Annotated in this window: 21 protein-coding genes; 13 read left to right on the top strand and 8 right to left on the bottom strand. The window is 38.8% G+C overall.

Translation table 11 applies throughout. The features are described 5' to 3' along the window. Positions 1-2 precede the first annotated feature (2 nt). The 6 genes from ACFX4I_RS20990 (at position 3) to ACFX4I_RS20965 (ending at position 6712) form a co-directional block, all read left to right on the top strand. Positions 3-3071, top strand: coding sequence for an ATP-binding protein (locus ACFX4I_RS20990; protein WP_377422774.1), 3069 nt, complete (start codon positions 3-5; stop codon positions 3069-3071). Then, the gene (locus tag ACFX4I_RS20985; RefSeq protein WP_377422772.1) at positions 3064-3471 is read left to right on the top strand and encodes a hypothetical protein; all 408 of its coding nucleotides are present in this window, start codon (positions 3064-3066) and stop codon (positions 3469-3471) included. The genes ACFX4I_RS20990 and ACFX4I_RS20985 overlap by 8 nt, the downstream gene beginning before the upstream one ends. Before the next feature lie 326 nt (positions 3472-3797). Further along, entirely contained in the window at positions 3798-4622 is an 825-nt protein-coding gene (locus ACFX4I_RS20980) for an ABC transporter ATP-binding protein (RefSeq protein ID WP_230300953.1), read from the top strand. Then, positions 4615-5313, top strand: a complete 699-nt coding sequence (locus ACFX4I_RS20975) for a (2Fe-2S)-binding protein (protein ID WP_230300952.1) — start codon at positions 4615-4617, stop codon at positions 5311-5313. Before ACFX4I_RS20980 ends, ACFX4I_RS20975 begins: the two co-directional genes overlap by 8 nt. Positions 5314-5491: 178 nt before the next feature. Continuing rightward, on the top strand, positions 5492-6430 hold the full coding sequence (yhaM, locus tag ACFX4I_RS20970) for a 3'-5' exoribonuclease YhaM (RefSeq protein ID WP_230300951.1): 939 nt from the start codon (positions 5492-5494) through the stop codon (positions 6428-6430). Positions 6431-6529: 99 nt separating this feature from the next. Continuing rightward, entirely contained in the window at positions 6530-6712 is a 183-nt protein-coding gene (locus ACFX4I_RS20965; RefSeq protein ID WP_053344914.1) for a sporulation YhaL family protein, read from the top strand. A gap of 54 nt (positions 6713-6766) precedes the next feature. Here ACFX4I_RS20965 and ACFX4I_RS20960 read toward each other — a convergent pair whose 3' ends face one another. Beyond that, positions 6767-7633 (bottom strand): peptidylprolyl isomerase, encoded by an 867-nt coding sequence (locus ACFX4I_RS20960; protein WP_230300950.1) that lies wholly within the window; start codon positions 7631-7633, stop codon positions 6767-6769. Positions 7634-7832: 199 nt separating this feature from the next. Here ACFX4I_RS20960 and ACFX4I_RS20955 point away from each other — a divergent pair, with 199 nt between their 5' ends. Beyond that, positions 7833-7916 (top strand): YjcZ family sporulation protein, encoded by an 84-nt coding sequence (locus tag ACFX4I_RS20955; protein WP_076367290.1) that lies wholly within the window; start codon positions 7833-7835, stop codon positions 7914-7916. A gap of 183 nt (positions 7917-8099) precedes the next feature. Next, entirely contained in the window at positions 8100-8183 is an 84-nt protein-coding gene (locus tag ACFX4I_RS20950; RefSeq protein ID WP_061462016.1) for a YjcZ family sporulation protein, read from the top strand. 112 nt (positions 8184-8295) lie between these two features. Here the strand turns inward: ACFX4I_RS20950 and ACFX4I_RS20945 are convergent, their stop codons facing one another. Together ACFX4I_RS20945 and ACFX4I_RS20940 are read right to left on the bottom strand one after the other, a co-directional pair. Beyond that, positions 8296-8478 (bottom strand): hypothetical protein, encoded by a 183-nt coding sequence (locus ACFX4I_RS20945; protein WP_034314696.1) that lies wholly within the window; start codon positions 8476-8478, stop codon positions 8296-8298. A 102-nt stretch (positions 8479-8580) separates the two neighbouring features. Next, positions 8581-8967, bottom strand: a complete 387-nt coding sequence (locus ACFX4I_RS20940; RefSeq protein WP_355481947.1) for a DUF3267 domain-containing protein — start codon at positions 8965-8967, stop codon at positions 8581-8583. Between the two features lie 396 nt (positions 8968-9363). Between ACFX4I_RS20940 and ACFX4I_RS20935 the strand changes: the two genes are divergently transcribed. Next, positions 9364-9690, top strand: a complete 327-nt coding sequence (locus tag ACFX4I_RS20935) for a DUF1878 family protein (RefSeq protein WP_377422768.1) — start codon at positions 9364-9366, stop codon at positions 9688-9690. A 2-nt stretch (positions 9691-9692) separates the two neighbouring features. Here ACFX4I_RS20935 and ACFX4I_RS20930 read toward each other — a convergent pair whose 3' ends face one another. Together ACFX4I_RS20930 and ACFX4I_RS20925 are read right to left on the bottom strand one after the other, a co-directional pair. Further along, positions 9693-10271 carry an HTH-type transcriptional regulator Hpr gene (locus tag ACFX4I_RS20930; RefSeq protein WP_034314691.1) on the bottom strand — a complete coding sequence of 193 codons (579 nt, stop codon included), beginning with the start codon at positions 10269-10271 and terminating at the stop codon, positions 9693-9695. 189 nt (positions 10272-10460) lie between these two features. Next, on the bottom strand, positions 10461-10823 hold the full coding sequence (locus ACFX4I_RS20925; RefSeq protein WP_230300948.1) for a YtxH domain-containing protein: 363 nt from the start codon (positions 10821-10823) through the stop codon (positions 10461-10463). 317 nt (positions 10824-11140) lie between these two features. Between ACFX4I_RS20925 and yhzF the strand changes: the two genes are divergently transcribed. Further along, positions 11141-11320, top strand: a complete 180-nt coding sequence (gene yhzF, locus ACFX4I_RS26420; RefSeq protein ID WP_483878224.1) for a membrane protein YhzF — start codon at positions 11141-11143, stop codon at positions 11318-11320. Positions 11321-11418: 98 nt separating this feature from the next. Here the strand turns inward: yhzF and ACFX4I_RS20920 are convergent, their stop codons facing one another. From ACFX4I_RS20920 to ACFX4I_RS20910, 3 genes are all read right to left on the bottom strand, one after another. Further along, complete coding sequence (locus tag ACFX4I_RS20920) at positions 11419-11937, bottom strand: tryptophan transporter (protein WP_076367276.1); 519 nt, start codon at positions 11935-11937, stop codon at positions 11419-11421. A 126-nt stretch (positions 11938-12063) separates the two neighbouring features. Next, positions 12064-13167 carry a 3-phosphoserine/phosphohydroxythreonine transaminase gene (gene serC, locus ACFX4I_RS20915; protein WP_230300947.1) on the bottom strand — a complete coding sequence of 368 codons (1104 nt, stop codon included), beginning with the start codon at positions 13165-13167 and terminating at the stop codon, positions 12064-12066. A 272-nt stretch (positions 13168-13439) separates the two neighbouring features. Further along, a complete protein-coding gene (locus tag ACFX4I_RS20910; RefSeq protein ID WP_063232254.1) occupies positions 13440-13862 on the bottom strand; it encodes an HIT family protein in 423 nt (140 codons plus the stop codon). A gap of 661 nt (positions 13863-14523) precedes the next feature. On the opposite strand from ACFX4I_RS20910, the gene ACFX4I_RS20905 reads away from it, so the two are divergent. The 3 genes from ACFX4I_RS20905 to ACFX4I_RS20895 all read left to right on the top strand — a co-directional run bounded on the left by ACFX4I_RS20905 (position 14524) and on the right by ACFX4I_RS20895 (position 17278). Then, positions 14524-15267: an ABC transporter ATP-binding protein gene (locus ACFX4I_RS20905; RefSeq protein WP_048677969.1), complete on the top strand. Its 744-nt coding sequence runs from the start codon at positions 14524-14526 to the stop codon at positions 15265-15267. Further along, positions 15260-16468, top strand: a complete 1209-nt coding sequence (locus ACFX4I_RS20900; RefSeq protein WP_377422766.1) for an ABC transporter permease — start codon at positions 15260-15262, stop codon at positions 16466-16468. The genes ACFX4I_RS20905 and ACFX4I_RS20900 overlap by 8 nt, the downstream gene beginning before the upstream one ends. A gap of 105 nt (positions 16469-16573) precedes the next feature. Next, positions 16574-17278, top strand: a complete 705-nt coding sequence (locus ACFX4I_RS20895; protein ID WP_230300945.1) for an EcsC family protein — start codon at positions 16574-16576, stop codon at positions 17276-17278. Positions 17279-17296 lie beyond the last annotated feature (18 nt).

Raw genomic sequence — 17296 nt, 5'->3', positions numbered from 1 at the left:
ATTTGATTATTAAAGACCTCCATGTTTATGGTTACGGCAAACTGGAAAATCAGCGTTTTCCTGAATTGGGGCAGCTGCAGGTTTTCTTTGGGGAAAATGAATCGGGCAAGTCAACCATCATGTCCTTCATTCATAGTATGCTGTTTGGTTTTCCGACAAAGGTTCAAAACGAACCGCGTTACGAGCCTAAAATGCATGCCAAATATGGGGGAAGGCTCAGTCTCATAACAAAAAATGATGGGGAAATCGTCATTGAGCGTGTGAAGGGAAAGGCTACTGGTGATGTAAAATTGACCTTCGAGGATGGAAGGGTAGGCGGCGAGGAAGAATTGAATGAGATTCTCCATGGCGTTGATAAAAACTATTACCAAGCCATTTTTTCTTTCGACCTTCAAGGTCTGCAGGGATTACATACACTAAGTGAAGGGACCATGAGTAAATATCTGCTTTCAGCTGGGCTGATTGGGAATGATAAACTTCTTGAAGGCGAAACGAAATTGCAAAGGGAGCTCGATTTAAGGTTCAAGCCATCAGGCCAAAAACCTTTACTGAATGTGAGATTGAAAGAACTTAAGGAATTGCAGAAAAAGGTGAAAGCATCGGAAGAAGAACAGCAGTCATATACGGCATTACTTCAGGAAGAAGCAAAACTTAAGAAGGAGCTCTCTAAAGTCACGATAGAAATTCAAGAGATTGAAGAAGACCTTGTTAACGTGAGCACTTTTTTGCGAATTAAACCCTTGGTTGAAGAACAGCGGGAACTTGAAACAGAAATAAGTGAAATTCCGGATGTAAGTTTTCCTGTTGATGGCTTAAAAAGACTTGAACAGTTTCAGGCAGTTGGAATGCCCATGAAAGCCCAACTTGCGGCATTGACTGAGAAAGTGGACAAACTTGAGGTAAAACTCACGGAAATCGAAATCAATCCGTTCATCAAGGAGCATAAAGAGCAGATTGAACATGCAATCGATCAAGGAACATTGCTGGAGAAGCTCGAGCTGGATATAAGAAAAGCGGAACACGAAAGGCTGTTGGAAGAAAAGAATATTGAAAAGGTGAAGCAGGAATTATTCTTGGATGTTTCTGATGATGAAATAAGAAAACTGGATATCAGTACATTCATGAAGGAAAAGGTGAAAAGGGCCGAGAGGGAAAAGCATCAACTCCAAAATAATAAAAAACAGCTTGATGAGAAATATGGGCTGCAAAAGGATAGTCTGGAAACTACAGAATCCCGATTGAAGGAGATAAAGGCCCAGTTACTTCCAGATGAAAAAAGAATCGAGCTGGAATCCTTATACAACAAGCAGAATAACATCGAATTTGAAGCAGCACAAACCCTTATTCTTGATGAACAAATACTCGAGCTTGAAAAGCAATTGGCTTTACAGAGGAAGAAGGAAGCGCATAATCGCAAACGTTCACTTATCATGAATGGCAGTTTAATAGTCCTTCTTTGTTTAGGTGCGATCGGAAGTTATTTCAGTGAACAGATTTTGTTGGGGATTATACTTCTAGCCATGGCTGTTCTGTTTGCGGTTTCCAGGCATCTCTTTAAAGGTGAAGATATATTGTCCGGATATATCAGGCAATTGGATGAGATGAAAAGGAAAAGGGCTGCAATTGGCAGTGAAACCAATCGAGTGAGTGAAGGAGAGTCGATGGGTCGGTTGCTTGAACTGGACCAACGTCTTCAAAGGCGGTTTGAAAGTGAAAAGTTTAAATATGAAGAAAGGGAGGAAGCGTTTGAATCGACCATTCAGGAATATGCTACTTGGGAAGCTAGCAGGGACCGATTGGATAAAGAAGTGAGGAGCATCTTAAGCGGTTGGGGTCTGTCTTATCCCGGAATGGAAATCAATCTTGAATCTGTATTTGAACTTCTTGAGAAATGGAAAGAAGCCGTTGATAGGAAATATGAAGCAATCAAGATGCACAATTTTCTGCATGCAGAATTTGAGGGGAAATCGAAGGCTTTATTTCATTTTGCACACCGCCTTGATTTTGAACCATCCACATGGCGGGAAGCGATTGGCCTATTGAAACGGGAAATGAATAAAGCGGTTGAATTCTCCGTTCAGCTAATACAATGGATGCAGGAACGGAGTCATTTGGCGAACGAAATCGAGCAGTTGACGATGGAAAAAGGCTATCTTGATGCAGAAATGGAAAAGCTTTTTAAGTTAGCGAAGGTCAAGGACGAGGAAGAGTTCAGGCAAGACGCTGCATTGTCCGAAAAGAAAATTGCTTTACAAAAACAGCTTGATTTGATCACCATTCAAATTGGGCAATCGAGAATGCTGCCTGAACAAATCCAAACATACCTAAAACAGGGGATCAACACGTATACATTTGAAAATTCAGAACGGAAACGTAAGGATTCTGTAAAGGTGAAATCGCTTTTATTAGAGAAACAGGCGGATGCGAAGCATAAGATAAAACAGCTTGAAGTTTCAGGGATTTATGATGACTTACTTCATCGTTTTTATGAAGAAAAAGCTGCTTTTAATGAAGAGGCAAAGGAATGGGCGAAATTGGCAATAGCCAAAAGCTTATTGAATAAAACCTTGGACCGATATAAAAGGGAACGCCTACCGAAGGTCATCGCTGATGCAGAGCGGCATTTTTCCTTTTTAACGAATGGAAGCTATCATAAAATCATCCTTGATCAGTCGGGAGAAGGCATTTGGGTACAGCGCAGTGATGGTTTGAGTTTCAGGGTTGAAGAGGTCAGCCGCGGGACAGCAGAGCAAATTTATGTTTCCCTAAGGCTCGCACTTGCTGATCATACTTTTGAAAATGATCCATTCCCTCTCATCATTGATGATAGTTTCGTCAATTTTGATGCGGAAAGGACAAAACGGATGCTCGAGTTATTGAAAAAGGTTTCGGAAAAACGGCAAATTTTATTTTTTACTTGTCACCGATATATAATGGAGTACTTTAGCGAAAACCAAGTGATTCGTCTATCCAGCCCCGTATTGCGACAAGATATGAATGATTTGATCATCCCGAAATATAATGGGTTATTAACTATTAATAAAGAGAGTGAAGTCATTGAAAATGAATGAGTTTGTAAGCCACCATGATTCTTCTTTGGAGCTAATCATCGAAAAGGAGTTTCCTGGTGAACGATGTGTTGGGGGAAAATATTCTGCCAAAGGACATAGCATCACTTTATATGAGAGAGATATCGAAATTCAGTGTGAACGCTCTCTAGGCTCGCTTGCAAGGCTTGAGGAATATTCATGGGTGATTCTCACACATGAGTTGGGCCACGCATTGGATCCCGACCTTGCTGTGCTTAGTGAGGAGCTATTCAATACAGGAAAATCAGAAATCCTTTATCAAATAGAGGTCAATGCATGGAATATTGCAGAAGGATTAATTCCTTTCATCTTTCAGGATTTATTTACCTTCATTAGGGATGAATCCCTGGAACATTGTACAAATCGCATGCTGGTCGGTTAAAAGGCTCTCCATATGGAGGGCTTTTTTTTATTTTCCGCTAAATGAAGCTTGGAAATTCCGATAGGGTTTGCGCCGAGGGGGAGAATGGACTATTGAATCGTTCGGAAGCTACAGGAAGTCGTAAATGATTTGGCAAGACATAATGTGCTAATTTTTTTACATTAATGTTTCCAAAGGAGGCTTCATATCTTTAAAGGGGTATTCACTTTAATGAAACGTTTAAGAGGAATGGGACATGGATTTTTTTGTTTATATTTTTTAAAAGATTGACAGTGAGAATCATTTTCATTAAACTAGTATTATTAGACTAAAAGGGGAGTATTTTAATGCGACCAGCTATTAACACACAGTCTTTATCGCTCGGTTATGGTGAAAAATTAATTATAAATGATATGAATATAGAAATACCCAAAGGGGAGATCACCGTATTCATCGGTGCTAATGGATGTGGAAAATCAACACTGCTAAGGTCGGTTGCCCGATTGTTAAAACCTCAATCCGGCTCAGTTTTGCTCGAAGGCAAAGCGATTTCGACCATGTCATCGAAGGATGTAGCAAGAAAGATGGCGATTCTTCCACAATCCCCGGTTGCTCCTGAAGGACTTACAGTCTATCAACTTGTTAAACAAGGAAGGTATCCTTATCAAAGTTGGTTGAAACAGTGGAGTTCCGTGGATGAAGAAAAAGTTCAAAAGGCGATTGAAGCGACGAACCTGACCGGTTTGAAGGATCAGGCAGTCGATGAATTATCGGGAGGCCAGAAGCAACGGGCATGGATAGCAATGACGCTGGCTCAGGATACGGACATCATTTTGTTGGATGAACCGACTACATATCTTGATATGACCCATCAAATCGAGATTTTGGACTTATTGTTCGACTTGAATGAATTTGAGAACCGAACAATCGTGATGGTGCTTCATGATTTGAATTTAGCTTGCCGTTATGCGGATAATCTGGTGGCACTTAAAGATGGGGCGATACATGCTCAAGGTCGGCCAGAGGATATCATCACGCCTGAATTGGTACAGCATGTATTCAGCATGGAATGTCAAATTTCTTTTGATCCAATTTTCGGCAGTCCCATGTGTGTCCCGTTTGGTAAAGGCCGCTACGCCCAAAGACAGGTAAAAGCGCTGGCCAATGCATAACCTAACACCAGCTATTGAAAAAGAGCTGCAGGGATATCGCATTTCCTTTCGAGATGAAGACAAAGTTTCCAAGAGCTTCAATCATGCTGATGAGCTTATTCAGTATGCTCAAGCCCGGACTGGTGCTGAAACGTCAAGGATAGCAATTTCAATGTGGTTCAGACGCTATGCTTTTTTTGTCACGGCACAATTTTACATGTTCAGCAAACATCGGCTTATCTGGGAAGGCACACTTCAGGAAATTGGCGTTTTGGATGATCCAGAAGATGAACATTGGCTCCCGAATTTTTTGCTGAAAACTAACAGGTGGAGCAATGTCACGGAAAAGGAAAGCACATCTGCCCTCCATTCCATATTAAGGAGCTTTGGTGCTGATGCCATTCGCTTCTTTTCCGGAACTGCTAAAATATCGAAACTAGTGCTCTGGGAAAATATTTGGAGTTATACGGTATGGATGTATAGTGAGTTATTGAAGCAGGCAGATATAAAGACGCGAGTTGAAAAGGACATTGAAATGCTGCTTGAAGATGAAGTATGGCTGAATATTGAAACGCATTCGCCCTTTAAACGATTCATTGGGGAAAAAAGTGTTCCGGCGTCCATGAATCCTTATAAACGGGTGACATGCTGTTTATATTACCGAATTGAGGGTCAGGAAAAATGCGCGTATTGTCCGAACAATAACTGTTGAAATACATTTGATTGGAGAGCCAGGCTTGGGGTCAAGCCTGGTTTTCTTGTGGAGTGATAAGAGACGGCCAGCTTAGGCCTTTTCTTGTCCATTGTCTATCACTTATTAACGAAAACTAAACGCACTAACGAGATTGGTATGTTATAATGTTGATATTTAATTGAACGGAGGCAGTCGCATGGGAAATGGGATCATACACTACGGAATTGGTGAAGTAGTAGATATATATATGTACATTAAAACGAGTACAAAAGCGGTGGCAAGTAATGGAAAGCCGTTTTTAACATTGATTTTGTGCGATAAAACCGGGGAGATCGAGGCAAAGCTATGGGATGTTTCCGAGGCTGATGAGAAAACATACAGTGCGGAAGCTACGGTGAAAGTTCAAGGGGAAGTCCAGAATTATCGAGGACGCAGCCAATTGAAAATCCGTAATATCAGAATTACTTCAGATATTGATGGGGTAACGAAAGCCGATTTAATTCAAACGGCCCCTATAAGTCAGGAAGAAATGATGGAAACCATCACTCAATTCATTTTTGAAATGAGGAATCCGAATATCCAAAGGGTGACTAGGCATCTCATAAAAAAATATCAGAATGAATTCCTGACGTTTCCTGCTGCCACCAAGAACCATCATGAGTATATGTCGGGTCTGGCCTATCACGTTGTATCGATGCTAGGGCTGGCTAAGGCCATTTCAACACTATATCCTTCCCTCAATAAGGATCTTTTATATGCAGGAGTCATTCTCCATGACCTTGGAAAGGTACATGAGCTTTCTGGACCTGTTTCGACTGTTTATACAGTGGAAGGGAACTTGTTGGGGCATATCACCATCATGGTAAATGAAGTCGGCAAAGCTGCAGAGGAATTGGGTATTGAAGCGGAAGAAATCATGATTCTCAAGCACTTGATATTAAGCCACCATGGTAAAGCTGAGTGGGGCAGTCCAAAACCGCCAATGGTTAGGGAAGCGGAAGTGCTGCATTATATTGATAATATGGATGCCAAGATAAATATGATGGACCGGGCATTGGAAAAAGTGAAACCGGGTGAATTTACGGAAAGAGTCTTCGCGCTCGATAATCGTTCATTCTATAAACCAACATTTTAATGAAATATGTTTCTTTCTCGATGGAGAAAGAAGCATATTTTTTTTGTTCGCGCATATTCTCTAGTAAATGAATAGTAGATTTTTTGGGAGGGAATGGACATGCCAATTTGGATCTGGTTCGTGTTTATTGGGATAATTGTCAGTGCAGTCATGTCAATTTGGACAGCTAGGCAGGAACGCCTCATAGATGATGCTTGGATTGAGAAGGAAGGTCAGAAGTATATTGAACGCATGGAAGAAGAGCGCGAGAGGCGTAAGAAGGATATAAATCAGGGGGCATGACTCGAATGATGAAAAAAAGCGACAGGCAAATCCTGTCGCTTTTTTTCTATTCAATTATTTTTCAGCCTTGGTTGTGTCACCAGAAGTGATGGCATCTTTTAGATCTTTATCTTTAATCTTCACGTCCGCTTTTTTGACTTCTGAATTCAAAATATCCTGAACTTTAGTTTGGTCAATTTGAGCGACTTTCAAATCATATTCAAGATCTTTTTTCATATCTTTGTATGATTTTTTTTCTTTTGTATCAAGAAGTTGGATGATGTGGTAGCCGTAATCGGATTTAATCGGCTTGCTGATTTCATCTTTCTTCATTTTGTAAGCTTGTTCTTCAAATGCAGGAACCATTTCACCTTGTCCGAACCAGCCTAGCTCGCCGCCTTTTTCAGCTGTGCCTGTGTCTGTTGAATATTCTTTTGCAAGTTTAGCGAAATCTTCGCCTTTGTCCAATTTAGCTTTAACTTCGTTGGCTGTTTTTTGGTCTTTCACTAGAATATGTCTCGCTTTGATTTGTGGTTTATAGTCTTCATAAGCTTTTTTCACATCAGCTTCTTTAACTTTTATATCGGCAACGGCTGCTTTTTCTTGAAGCATGCCGATTTTAAGTGCACGTTTAAGATCATCTTCGCTCTTATATCCGGAAGAGGCCAGGGCCGTTTCAAAATTTTCACCCATTTGCTCTTTAAGTTCGTCCGTTTTAGCTTTAACTTCTTTATCAGTTACTGTATATTTTTCAGAAAGAACTTTTTCATAAACAAGTTCCTGAAGAACGGTTTCACCATAACGGTCTTTCATTACATTGTAAAATTCTTCTTTAGTTATATCCCCCGCTTTAGTTTCCACGACTGCTTCCTTGTCGCTGTTGCATGCTGTAAGTCCGATCAGCCCTGCAGTAACAGCAATCGATAATGCCCACTTCTTCATAAAAACAACTCCTAGTTTTAAGTTTCTGGTTTGCAATTTTTCGTATTTCCACAAAATTAACTATAACATATTCTGGTTACTTTACAAAAAATAATATATTGGTGTATGAATAAGATTTTTTTGAAAAATGGGTGTACGCCTACCCAGATAATAAACCATTACATATGATAAATCGAGGACAACAAAAGGGGGTAGGAAAATGAGTAATGGATTTAACGGAGGTTTCGCTTTGTTAGTGGTGTTATTCATATTATTAATAATTGTAGGATCAGCCTGTTTCTAATCGGTTGCAAAATTAATAATGGAAAGAGCCCACTCCTTTTGTCATGGAGTTGAATAGGATAGGGTAGCCGCTCAACAAAAAGACGAAGTGAATATCAAGCTTAGAAAGGAATGGATTCCTTTTGGCGGATTTAAGGGTGTGCATGAAATTACAATTACTTAAGAATGGAAAGGAGGAAGATCAATGTCTGGAGGAATAGGTGGAGGCTTTGCTCTAATTGTCGTTCTTTTCATCCTGTTAATCATCATTGGAGCTTCTTGGTTATAAACTCATAAACAAAAGGCGAAGCTGTTGGCTTCGCCCTTTTTCTTTATGTGGATAATGCCCCGGGTATCACCAATGTATGTAACAAATGATGGCCATCATTTGTTGCTCATCTCTACGTATACAAAATTTCAATATAGGAGGATAATAACATAATAGTAATTAATACATTAATGGTCCTGAATACTTTAGGCTGCCGGTCTTCAGCAATTTCCTTTTGAATGCATAAAGAGTTTGTCATTCTATTAATATTATAAAGGATCAAAATAGCAAAAATAATAAACCAGAACGAGATCAAAACCTAAAATCCCTCCTTGCAAAACATCATGTATAAATACGATACCAAATTATAATGAAAAAAGATACCTAAAAATCTTATTGGACATCTTTATGAATAAAATCACTTTTGAATAAGTATATCGTATCCTTCGAGATGTTCCTCGATAAAAGAATGCCTTGGGGAACCAATCAGGTTTTTTATATAAATAAAATCCGATACGCATAATCCGGTGTGCAGGGATAATAAAATAGTGAAATAATGAATGTAATGTGGAAAACTAAGGGCACAACCAATCAATATGACAGACATAATGACAAAAGGCAGCCCAAGGGTCAAAAGATAAAGATGCTTTCGAATCGGAACATGTACATTGACATTGCATGTAAGCACAAGGTTCCACTTCAAGGACCAAGAAGTTTTTACTTTTTTACATAATAATCGTAAAGGTAAATAGTGTAATAGTTTGTGAACAGGATATAATAAGAGCAATAGGCTAAAAAATACCATTGTTTGATCGCCATACAAAATTACATGAGTTAAAAGGACACTTAATAATGTATAGATCAGAACAAAAGACAACAATATAGTAAAAACTGAAAAAAAGATCAGACGGCAACTGCCATATTGTTTTGCCACGTCAATTGTTTTCCACGAATTCATTTCGAAATCAGCCCTCCAAAGCCGTTTTAATATACTTACATACATTACGATGAAAGGGTGGAAAAAGCAATGAAATTCTTGGATTAACTTTAAGATAAAATCACTATAGTGTGTAGGCAAGCTAAGAACGTTTAGGGCCAGGTTTTGAACCAGGGATCTGACGGATTACTTAGCGTGAAAAATCAAAAATTAATTATATGCCTTTTATGATAAATTGAATGATCGATTGGGGATAAGTGATGTATGAAAAATATAAATGAAGAAATAGAAATACTCCGTTTTCATCAACGGCTTTTATTAAACCTGATACGCAATCCGGAGGCCAAGTTGGACTATCTATTTGTGGAAAAAAATTTCACGAAGAAGGAAGCGGAAGAATTATTGGAAACATGTGATATGTTGAGCAAACGCTATGAAATAGAAAAAGCGGAAGGGTATATGAACTTTCGACCGCTTTTTAATCAATTTGAAAGAAATGTTAATCCAAAAATAACCATAAAGGAATGCATTGATGCATGCCTCTCACAGGGTTTATATGTATCATTCATGAAGGAAATGGATGGAGTATGAGATTAAACTGGCTCAGTTTCTTTCTCTATCTTTTTTTTTGTGATTTTACCCTCCACGTCAGTAAACTCCTGATCAATGTTATCGAAGGATCGTTCAAAGATTTGCATGAAATCTTCACCGTAGATATTACGGATGATGGCCATCATTTCAATCATATCCGGAAACTTGCCATAAAGCTCACGCAGTGGAAGTGCACCTGAGAAAGCAGAGTTCTTGCTTGGGTCGTATGTCTCCATTAAATCAAGAAGAATTTTTTCACCTTCCGCTGTGATCTCTATATACGTATTCCTTTTGTCATTTTCTTTTTTGGAAAATGTTAAGTATCCGCGTTCCTCTAATTTTTTTGAAAAGTTAAATGCTGTAGAAACATGCATGACCCCAAATTTTGCAACATCAGAAATGGAAGAGCCATTAAGATGGTAGGCAATCCAAAGAATATGATGCTCATTGATATTTAAATCATAGGGTTTGATCCATTGCTGCCAATCTTTTTCAATCGATTTCCATAATGCTTTGCTTAATTGTGCAATTCGTTGACTAAAAATCATTGCTTCTTTCATAGAATAATTTTTATTCTGCATATTATGGGCTCACCTACTTATAAGATTCTATATATTTATTATGACAATAAAATAAAAATTAATAAAGAAAAATATTTGCAAAATTTTTAGAAAATTTTAGTTTTTTAATGAATTCTCCATTCTTCTCCAATAAACCGTGTAATTTATTGGGAAAAATGGAGAATCAGGTTTGTGTGACGATGTCAGCTATTAATTTTTAGAAGAAGGGGTGGCCGCTTCCAATTCTTTCAATGAATTTTCAATTTCTTGAACGTTCTTCAATAATTCATTTTTATTGGGTTCGATTTCCCGCTTCCAGTTCTCGATGACGACCTGAACATCCGAAATGAACGTTTTTACCGTTTCTTTGCTGATTTGTGAAGCTTCCATCGTGTCATCTTTAATATTTAGCATTTTTACCTTAAATTCATCAATTGTATTCTTAATTTCTTCGGTATTCGTTTTGATGCGGGTCCGTAGGTCCTTACCTGAACTTGGTGTTGAAAGTAAGGTTGCCGCACCAGCTACTACTGTTCCGGTCAAAAAGCCAATTAGTAATGATTTTGCTTTCATTAGGATCACCTCATTTTATAATATGTTTTCGCTTTCCATGGTCTGAATCCCTGCTGAAAAAAGCATCAATTGGAAATTATGATAAATAGGGAGAGAAATACTATTGATATCAAAATACCATAATTTTCATCCTTATGGAAGAGTATCGACCATTTTATCTTTATATCACAAAAATATTTTTTTAAACTTAGAGAGTAAATATATAATATTTAAAAATAACTTGAAGCTTTATTAATAATGCTTCATATAAAGGGAAGAGCAGCATATAGATAATAAAAACAAGCTGTCGGAACATGGATGGCACTGGTGGGTAAAGAATGAAAATCATTTTTTTATTAGGTCTGGTATGCGTGTGCGGAATGGGGTATTTTCTAAGGCAAGCTAAAACTCCTGGCATCTATCCGCCTAAGAGGGTGCTCCAGGCTAGAGCCTTCGCTATGGGCCTCCCAGGGGTTTTACTGCTTTTCATTTGGTTTATGTGGATATTGATTCAATGACCGACGAAGGATGATTATGACTAGAATTGCAGATTCATAAGATTGGAAAAAAAGCACCGGATATTCCGGTGCTTTTTTAGGTATGATGATCCTGCTGCTTAAGCATTAATGGGTATATTTGATTTTCTTACGATGCCGTTCACAATTGGATAAATGATGACCATCGCAACTGTATTTAACAGTACGGCAGGAAGTACAACAGCGCCGAAAAGTGCAACGAAAGGCCCTGGAAGGGAAACGATATAATAAGCCGAACCAAGGAAGACAGCGCCGGAAATCATTGTTCCTACGGCAGTCAAGATACTAACGGTCACAACGGATGTTGAAAACTTCTTAAGACTGATGAATAAAAGGTAAAACAGAAAGGCTGTTGCCAATTTGTCTATGATATTTGGAATCTGTCCACCAGGAAATGTAGTTGTCATGGCAGAGATGGCTCCAGCAGCCAGGGCGACAATGAAAACATTCTTCTTCGCGGGAAACAGGGTAATCGCCAAAAACATCATCAACAGCATCATATCCGGTTTCATTCCAAGGAAGAATCCAGGTACGATAAAATGCAGGGCAGCCCCAATCCCGATTAATAGGGACAGTGACACAAGGGTTTTCGTTTTCATTTACTCATCTCTCCTATTCTCATCTCAACTAACATCTTTTCTTCAACAATGCACTATTGCCTGTTGCAAGAAGTTTAAAATAGTATATCATAAGACCTATTTTTTTAGAAGTTATATTTATTTGATTTAAAGGATTTGAGCTTCCTTCGCTTTATACGATTCCTGGAATTTCTTCATGAAATCCGCAAGGTCCTGGCAATGGGATAGAGGGACAGCATTATAGATGGATGCTCTGCAGCCACCGATGGAACGGTGACCGTTCAGTCCTACGAATCCGGCTTGCTTTGCCTCTTTAAGGAATTGTACTTCAGCTTCTTCTGACGGAAGCGTGAACGTCACATTCATTAAAGAACGGCTGTCCGGTACGGCATGGCCTTTATAAAAACCATCGCTGCCGTCGATGGCATCGTAAATGACTTTTGCTTTTTCATCATTGACTTCAGCAATCTTTTCCACGCCGCCCTGTTCTTTTGCCCAATCCAACACAAGGGACAATAAGTAAATGGCCAATGTCGGAGGAGTGTTGTATAAAGAGTTATTTTTTGAATAGATAGAATAGTTCATCATGGATGGGATTTTGTCATTATCCGTAATTAAATCTTTACGGATGATAACGACTGTGATTCCTGATGGACCCAGATTCTTTTGTGCACCTGCATAGATGATGCCGAATTTACTAACATCAATTTTTTTGCTGAGAATATCACTTGACATATCAGCTACTAAAGGAATGCCACCTGTTTCCGGGAAGTCCTTCCATTGCGTTCCGTAAATCGTATTATTGCTTGTGATATGAAGATATGCAGCATCATCATTCAATTGGATGTCTTCGACTTTAGGGATGAACGCATATTTTTCATCTTTGGATGAAGCGACAACAGCCGTTTCACCAACCTTTTTGGCCTCTTTTAATGCCTTTTCCGACCAAGAACCAGTTAGGACATAATCTGCCCTTTTCCCATCATTCAAAATGTTCATGGGAATCATGGAAAATTGTAGACTTGCTCCTCCTTGAAGCAGGAGAACTTCATAATTTTCAGGAATTTCCATGAGGTCTTTTAATGATTGAATGGCATGGTTATGAATTTTTTCGAATTCCGAACTTCTATGGCTTAATTCCATTACGGACATACCGGAATCCTCAATATTCAACCATTCGTTTTGGGCTCTTTGTAAAACTTCTAAGGGAAGGGCGGCTGGCCCAGCGTTAAAATTGTGTGCGCGTTTCAATTTTTTTCCTCCTATATGACTATGTGATAAAGTATTTGAGACTATTCATATATCCTACCAGAAAACTAAATTTAATAGGAGGAAAATTTAGAATTTTACGTGACAATCCGTTTTAATGATTGGCAAAAGTAAAAAGGTCCTGCACTTTGAGTGAGGACCAAACCGGGATCATCGTTTTTTCATGCAACCAGCGTTTAGCTAACGTGCAATTGCCGATTCTTATAAAAAGATATAAAGAAAGGAGAAGGAAACCTTCACTGGCCATCACAGTCTCATTTTAAATGCTGTGCAATGGAGTCAGCTATTTGTTTCAGGTCATCTGGTGTATAGTCGCTAGTATTCGTTTTCCAAACAGCACCAAAGCCGTCACCTTCCCCATGCCGAGGAATTAAATGCATATGAAAATGGAAAACGGACTGTCCTGCGGCTTCCCCGTTATTATTTAAAAGGTTCAGGCCTACAGGTTGGAATTCCTGTTTCATGGCGCGGGCAATTTCCGGCACCACTTCAAAAAGATTCTTGGCAATCTCAGGTGTCAACTCATAAAGATTTTCCTTATGTACTTTAGGTATTACAAGCGTATGGCCTTTTGTTACTTGACTGATATCGAGAAAAGCCAATACATGTTCATTTTCGAAAACTTTCGTACTTGGAATTTCCCCATCGATAATTTTGCAAAAAATGCAATCACTCATTAAAAACGCTCCTTTAAAAGTTAATGTATTTGGTTAATCGTACCATAGCTTGAATCCTTGAGAAAAGGAAAAATCATAAAAACAGGATGCAACATTAAGTTGCACCCTGCCTGTCGAAAAAGGGGGTTTTTGCTTCAAAATTCGCATTAGCATAAATTCTCTGCGACAAACACCTCATCTACATTGTAGTAAAATATGGTTATTATCTGATTAGAGATTTTCCATTCAAAGCAACCATCTCCTATATCTTTAAAGTTTCATCAACTTTCAAAGCATAATTGATAATTATTGAATGATTTTTCTGCTTTTACGTGCAAGTCAACCATCTCCTTGCTCGAAACGATTTTTTTTAATGAAGCTTCTGGTTTAATTCAGTTATACGTCTTTAACTGACACCTCATTTACAATATGATGTGAATCATTTGTAATAAAATTTATGGGTATTTCAGTGTAATACGTCTTTAACTGACACCTCATTTACAATATGATGTGAATCACACGTAATGACTAACCCCTTCTTCCTTAATTATGATGGCCACTTAGCGGGAAAAATATAATTAGTTATTTATGGAAATTTTGTTCCGGGTACACTCGACTATATAAAAGCAGGAGAATTTGATAAAATGGAAATAAGAACCTCTATATAGAAAGGATCGTTTATATGTCCTTATTGGAAATAAAGCAATTAGTGGGCGGATACACGAAAACGCCCGTTTTAAAGGGAATAAGTTTTGACATTCAACCGAATGAGCTAGTAGGGTTGATTGGGCTCAACGGGGCTGGGAAAAGTACGACGATTAAACATATCATCGGACTCATGGAGCCGAAAGGCGGAAGTGTCTCGATTCATGGTAAGACACTTGCCCAGGACCCGGATACATATCGTAAACAATTTACTTATGTTCCAGAAACGCCAATCTTGTATGATGAGCTTACACTTGAGGAGCATTTAAAGCTTACGGCAATGGCACATGGTTTGGCGGAAGCCACATTTAAAGAAAGGATGGACGTTCTATTAAAGGAATTCCATATGGAAAAAAGACTTAAATGGTTTCCTGCCCATTTTTCAAAGGGAATGAAGCAAAAGGTCATGATAATGTGCGCCTTTTTAGTACAGCCATCTTTGTATATCGTCGACGAACCCTTCGTGGGTCTTGATCCATTAGGCATTCAATCCCTGCTTGATTTGATGAGGAAAATGAAAGAGAGCGGAGCGGGAATATTAATGTCTACACACATACTGGCGACAGCCGAGAGGTATTGTGATTCATTCATCATATTGCATAATGGAGAGATCCGGGCAAAAGGCAATCTTGAGCAGCTTCGTGAACAATTTTCCATGCCGGGTGCAACACTTGACGATTTATACATTCAATTGACGAAAGAAGAAATCGGTCATGAATAGTCAAAATCTCTGGAAGGAAAGATATTTAGGCTATATAAATGAAACGCAAAAATATCTTCGCTATATTTTTAATGGCCACCTAGTTTTTGTCATGGTTTTGGTTCTTGGTGGTTTGGCTTATTATTACAGTGATTGGGTGAAGACGTTAGACAGTGATTTCCCTGCTGAATTGATCATGGCCTTTGTTTTATCGATCATTGTAACCAGAAGCCCGATTAATACTTTTTTGAAAGAACCTGATACGGTATTCCTGCTTCCGCTTGAAACGAAGTTGAGAAGCTATTTCAAGAATTCACTGATATTAAGTTGGTTCATGCAGGGGTTCATTCTTCTGGTTGTCCTCATTGCATCTATACCGATGTATTCGAAGGTTACGGGTGCAGGAGGTACGGACCTTGGAATCATCCTGGTCGTTTTGCTTATTTTGAAGTTCTTGAATTTAACCATGCGCTGGCAGGTGTTGAAATATCAGGATACATCAGTGAGCCATTGGGACTCTCTCATCCGCTTTTTACTTAATGGGGTGATTCTTTATTTCATCTGTTCAAGGGCAAATATACTGTTTGCACTTATAACATTTTTATTATTGTTAGGACTTTACATGTATTACCGAAGCGCAACTAAAGGGTTTGTGCTTAAGTGGGAACGGCTGGTGGAACTGGAAAACAAGAGGATGAATTCTTTTTATCGAATAGCGAACATGTTTACTGATGTTCCCCATTTGAAAGGAAAGGTAGCAAGAAGGAAATGGATGGACTGGCTATTATCATTCATTCCGTATGGTGAAAAATCAACGTATACCTACCTTTACGCCCGTACTCTGTTGCGATCGAATGATTATGTGGGACTTTGTTTTCGCTTGACTATCATTGGGTCAGTGATTTTAAGTGTATTCACTAACATATGGGCACATTTGATTGTAACCTTCATGTTCCTATTCATGACAGCCCTGCAACTGCTGCCGGTTTGGAAGGCTCATGAATGGAAGGTATGGGTCTCATTGTATCCATTACCAGCAAAAATGAGAGAATCTGCAGTCATAAAGCTAATTTCCTATTTCTTATTATTTGAGGACCTTGTCTTCGGTTTGGTCCTGCTAGTGAAAGGGGAATGGATGTCCGCTTTAGCCGCCTTGGCAATGGGGCTTGTTTTCTTACTCGTTTTTAAAATTTATGCAGCAAAGAAAATTAAAAATTTTTAATCAGAAGCTGATTTTTCATAAAATCAGCTTTTTCTTTTAAGAAATGAAAATTGAAACTAAAAGCCTCATAAGGGGTATATACATATTTAACGGAGGTGTTAAATCATGGATGAATATGGACAAAAGGCATTATTAGAACTAGTATCATGGAAAAAGAAAGTAGCCAAGAAATCCGGCAGGCTTGAGCGGATGTCCAAAAAGGCGCAAATCAAAATGAATAGTTATATTCCAGAACGAGTGCACAAAATGATTACTGATAGTATTAAAGGGATGATTGAGGCCGTATTATCAGGTTCGAAATATATGTCTAAAGAAAAAAATGTAGTGCTTCTCTCCTTGCAGCAAAAAGAAGAATGGGTTGCAGAAACGGTAACGGCCTATCGGAAAACGGCCGTTATAGAAGGTGTGGGAACCGGAGCGGCAGGGCTTTTAATTGGATTGGCTGATTTCCCATTACTGCTTAGCATAAAGATGAAGTTATTATTCGAAATATCCCGTATATATGGTTTTGATCCAAATGAATATGAGGAACGCCTGTTCATCCTCCATATCTTTCAGATGGCATTTTCGAGCGAGGAAAAAAAACTGGAAACATTACGGGTAATAGAAGAATGGGATTCAGGGAAATGTCCGGAAATAGACTGGCAAGAATTACAGCAGGAATATCGCGATCACATCGATGTCATCAAAATGTTCCAGCTAGTCCCAGGGTTTGGGGCAGCTGTCGGTGCATATGCCAACCATCACTTGTTGGAACAACTTGGGGAGACGGCTGTCAATTGTTACCGAATCAGACTTCTAAAAGAGTAAGGGACGTGGAAAACCCGT

It is taken from the genome of Peribacillus sp. YIM B13472 (genome assembly GCF_042788005.1).
Taxonomy (GTDB): domain Bacteria; phylum Bacillota; class Bacilli; order Bacillales; family DSM-1321; genus Peribacillus; species Peribacillus simplex_E.
This window is presented reverse-complemented; position numbering and strand designations above follow the sequence as displayed.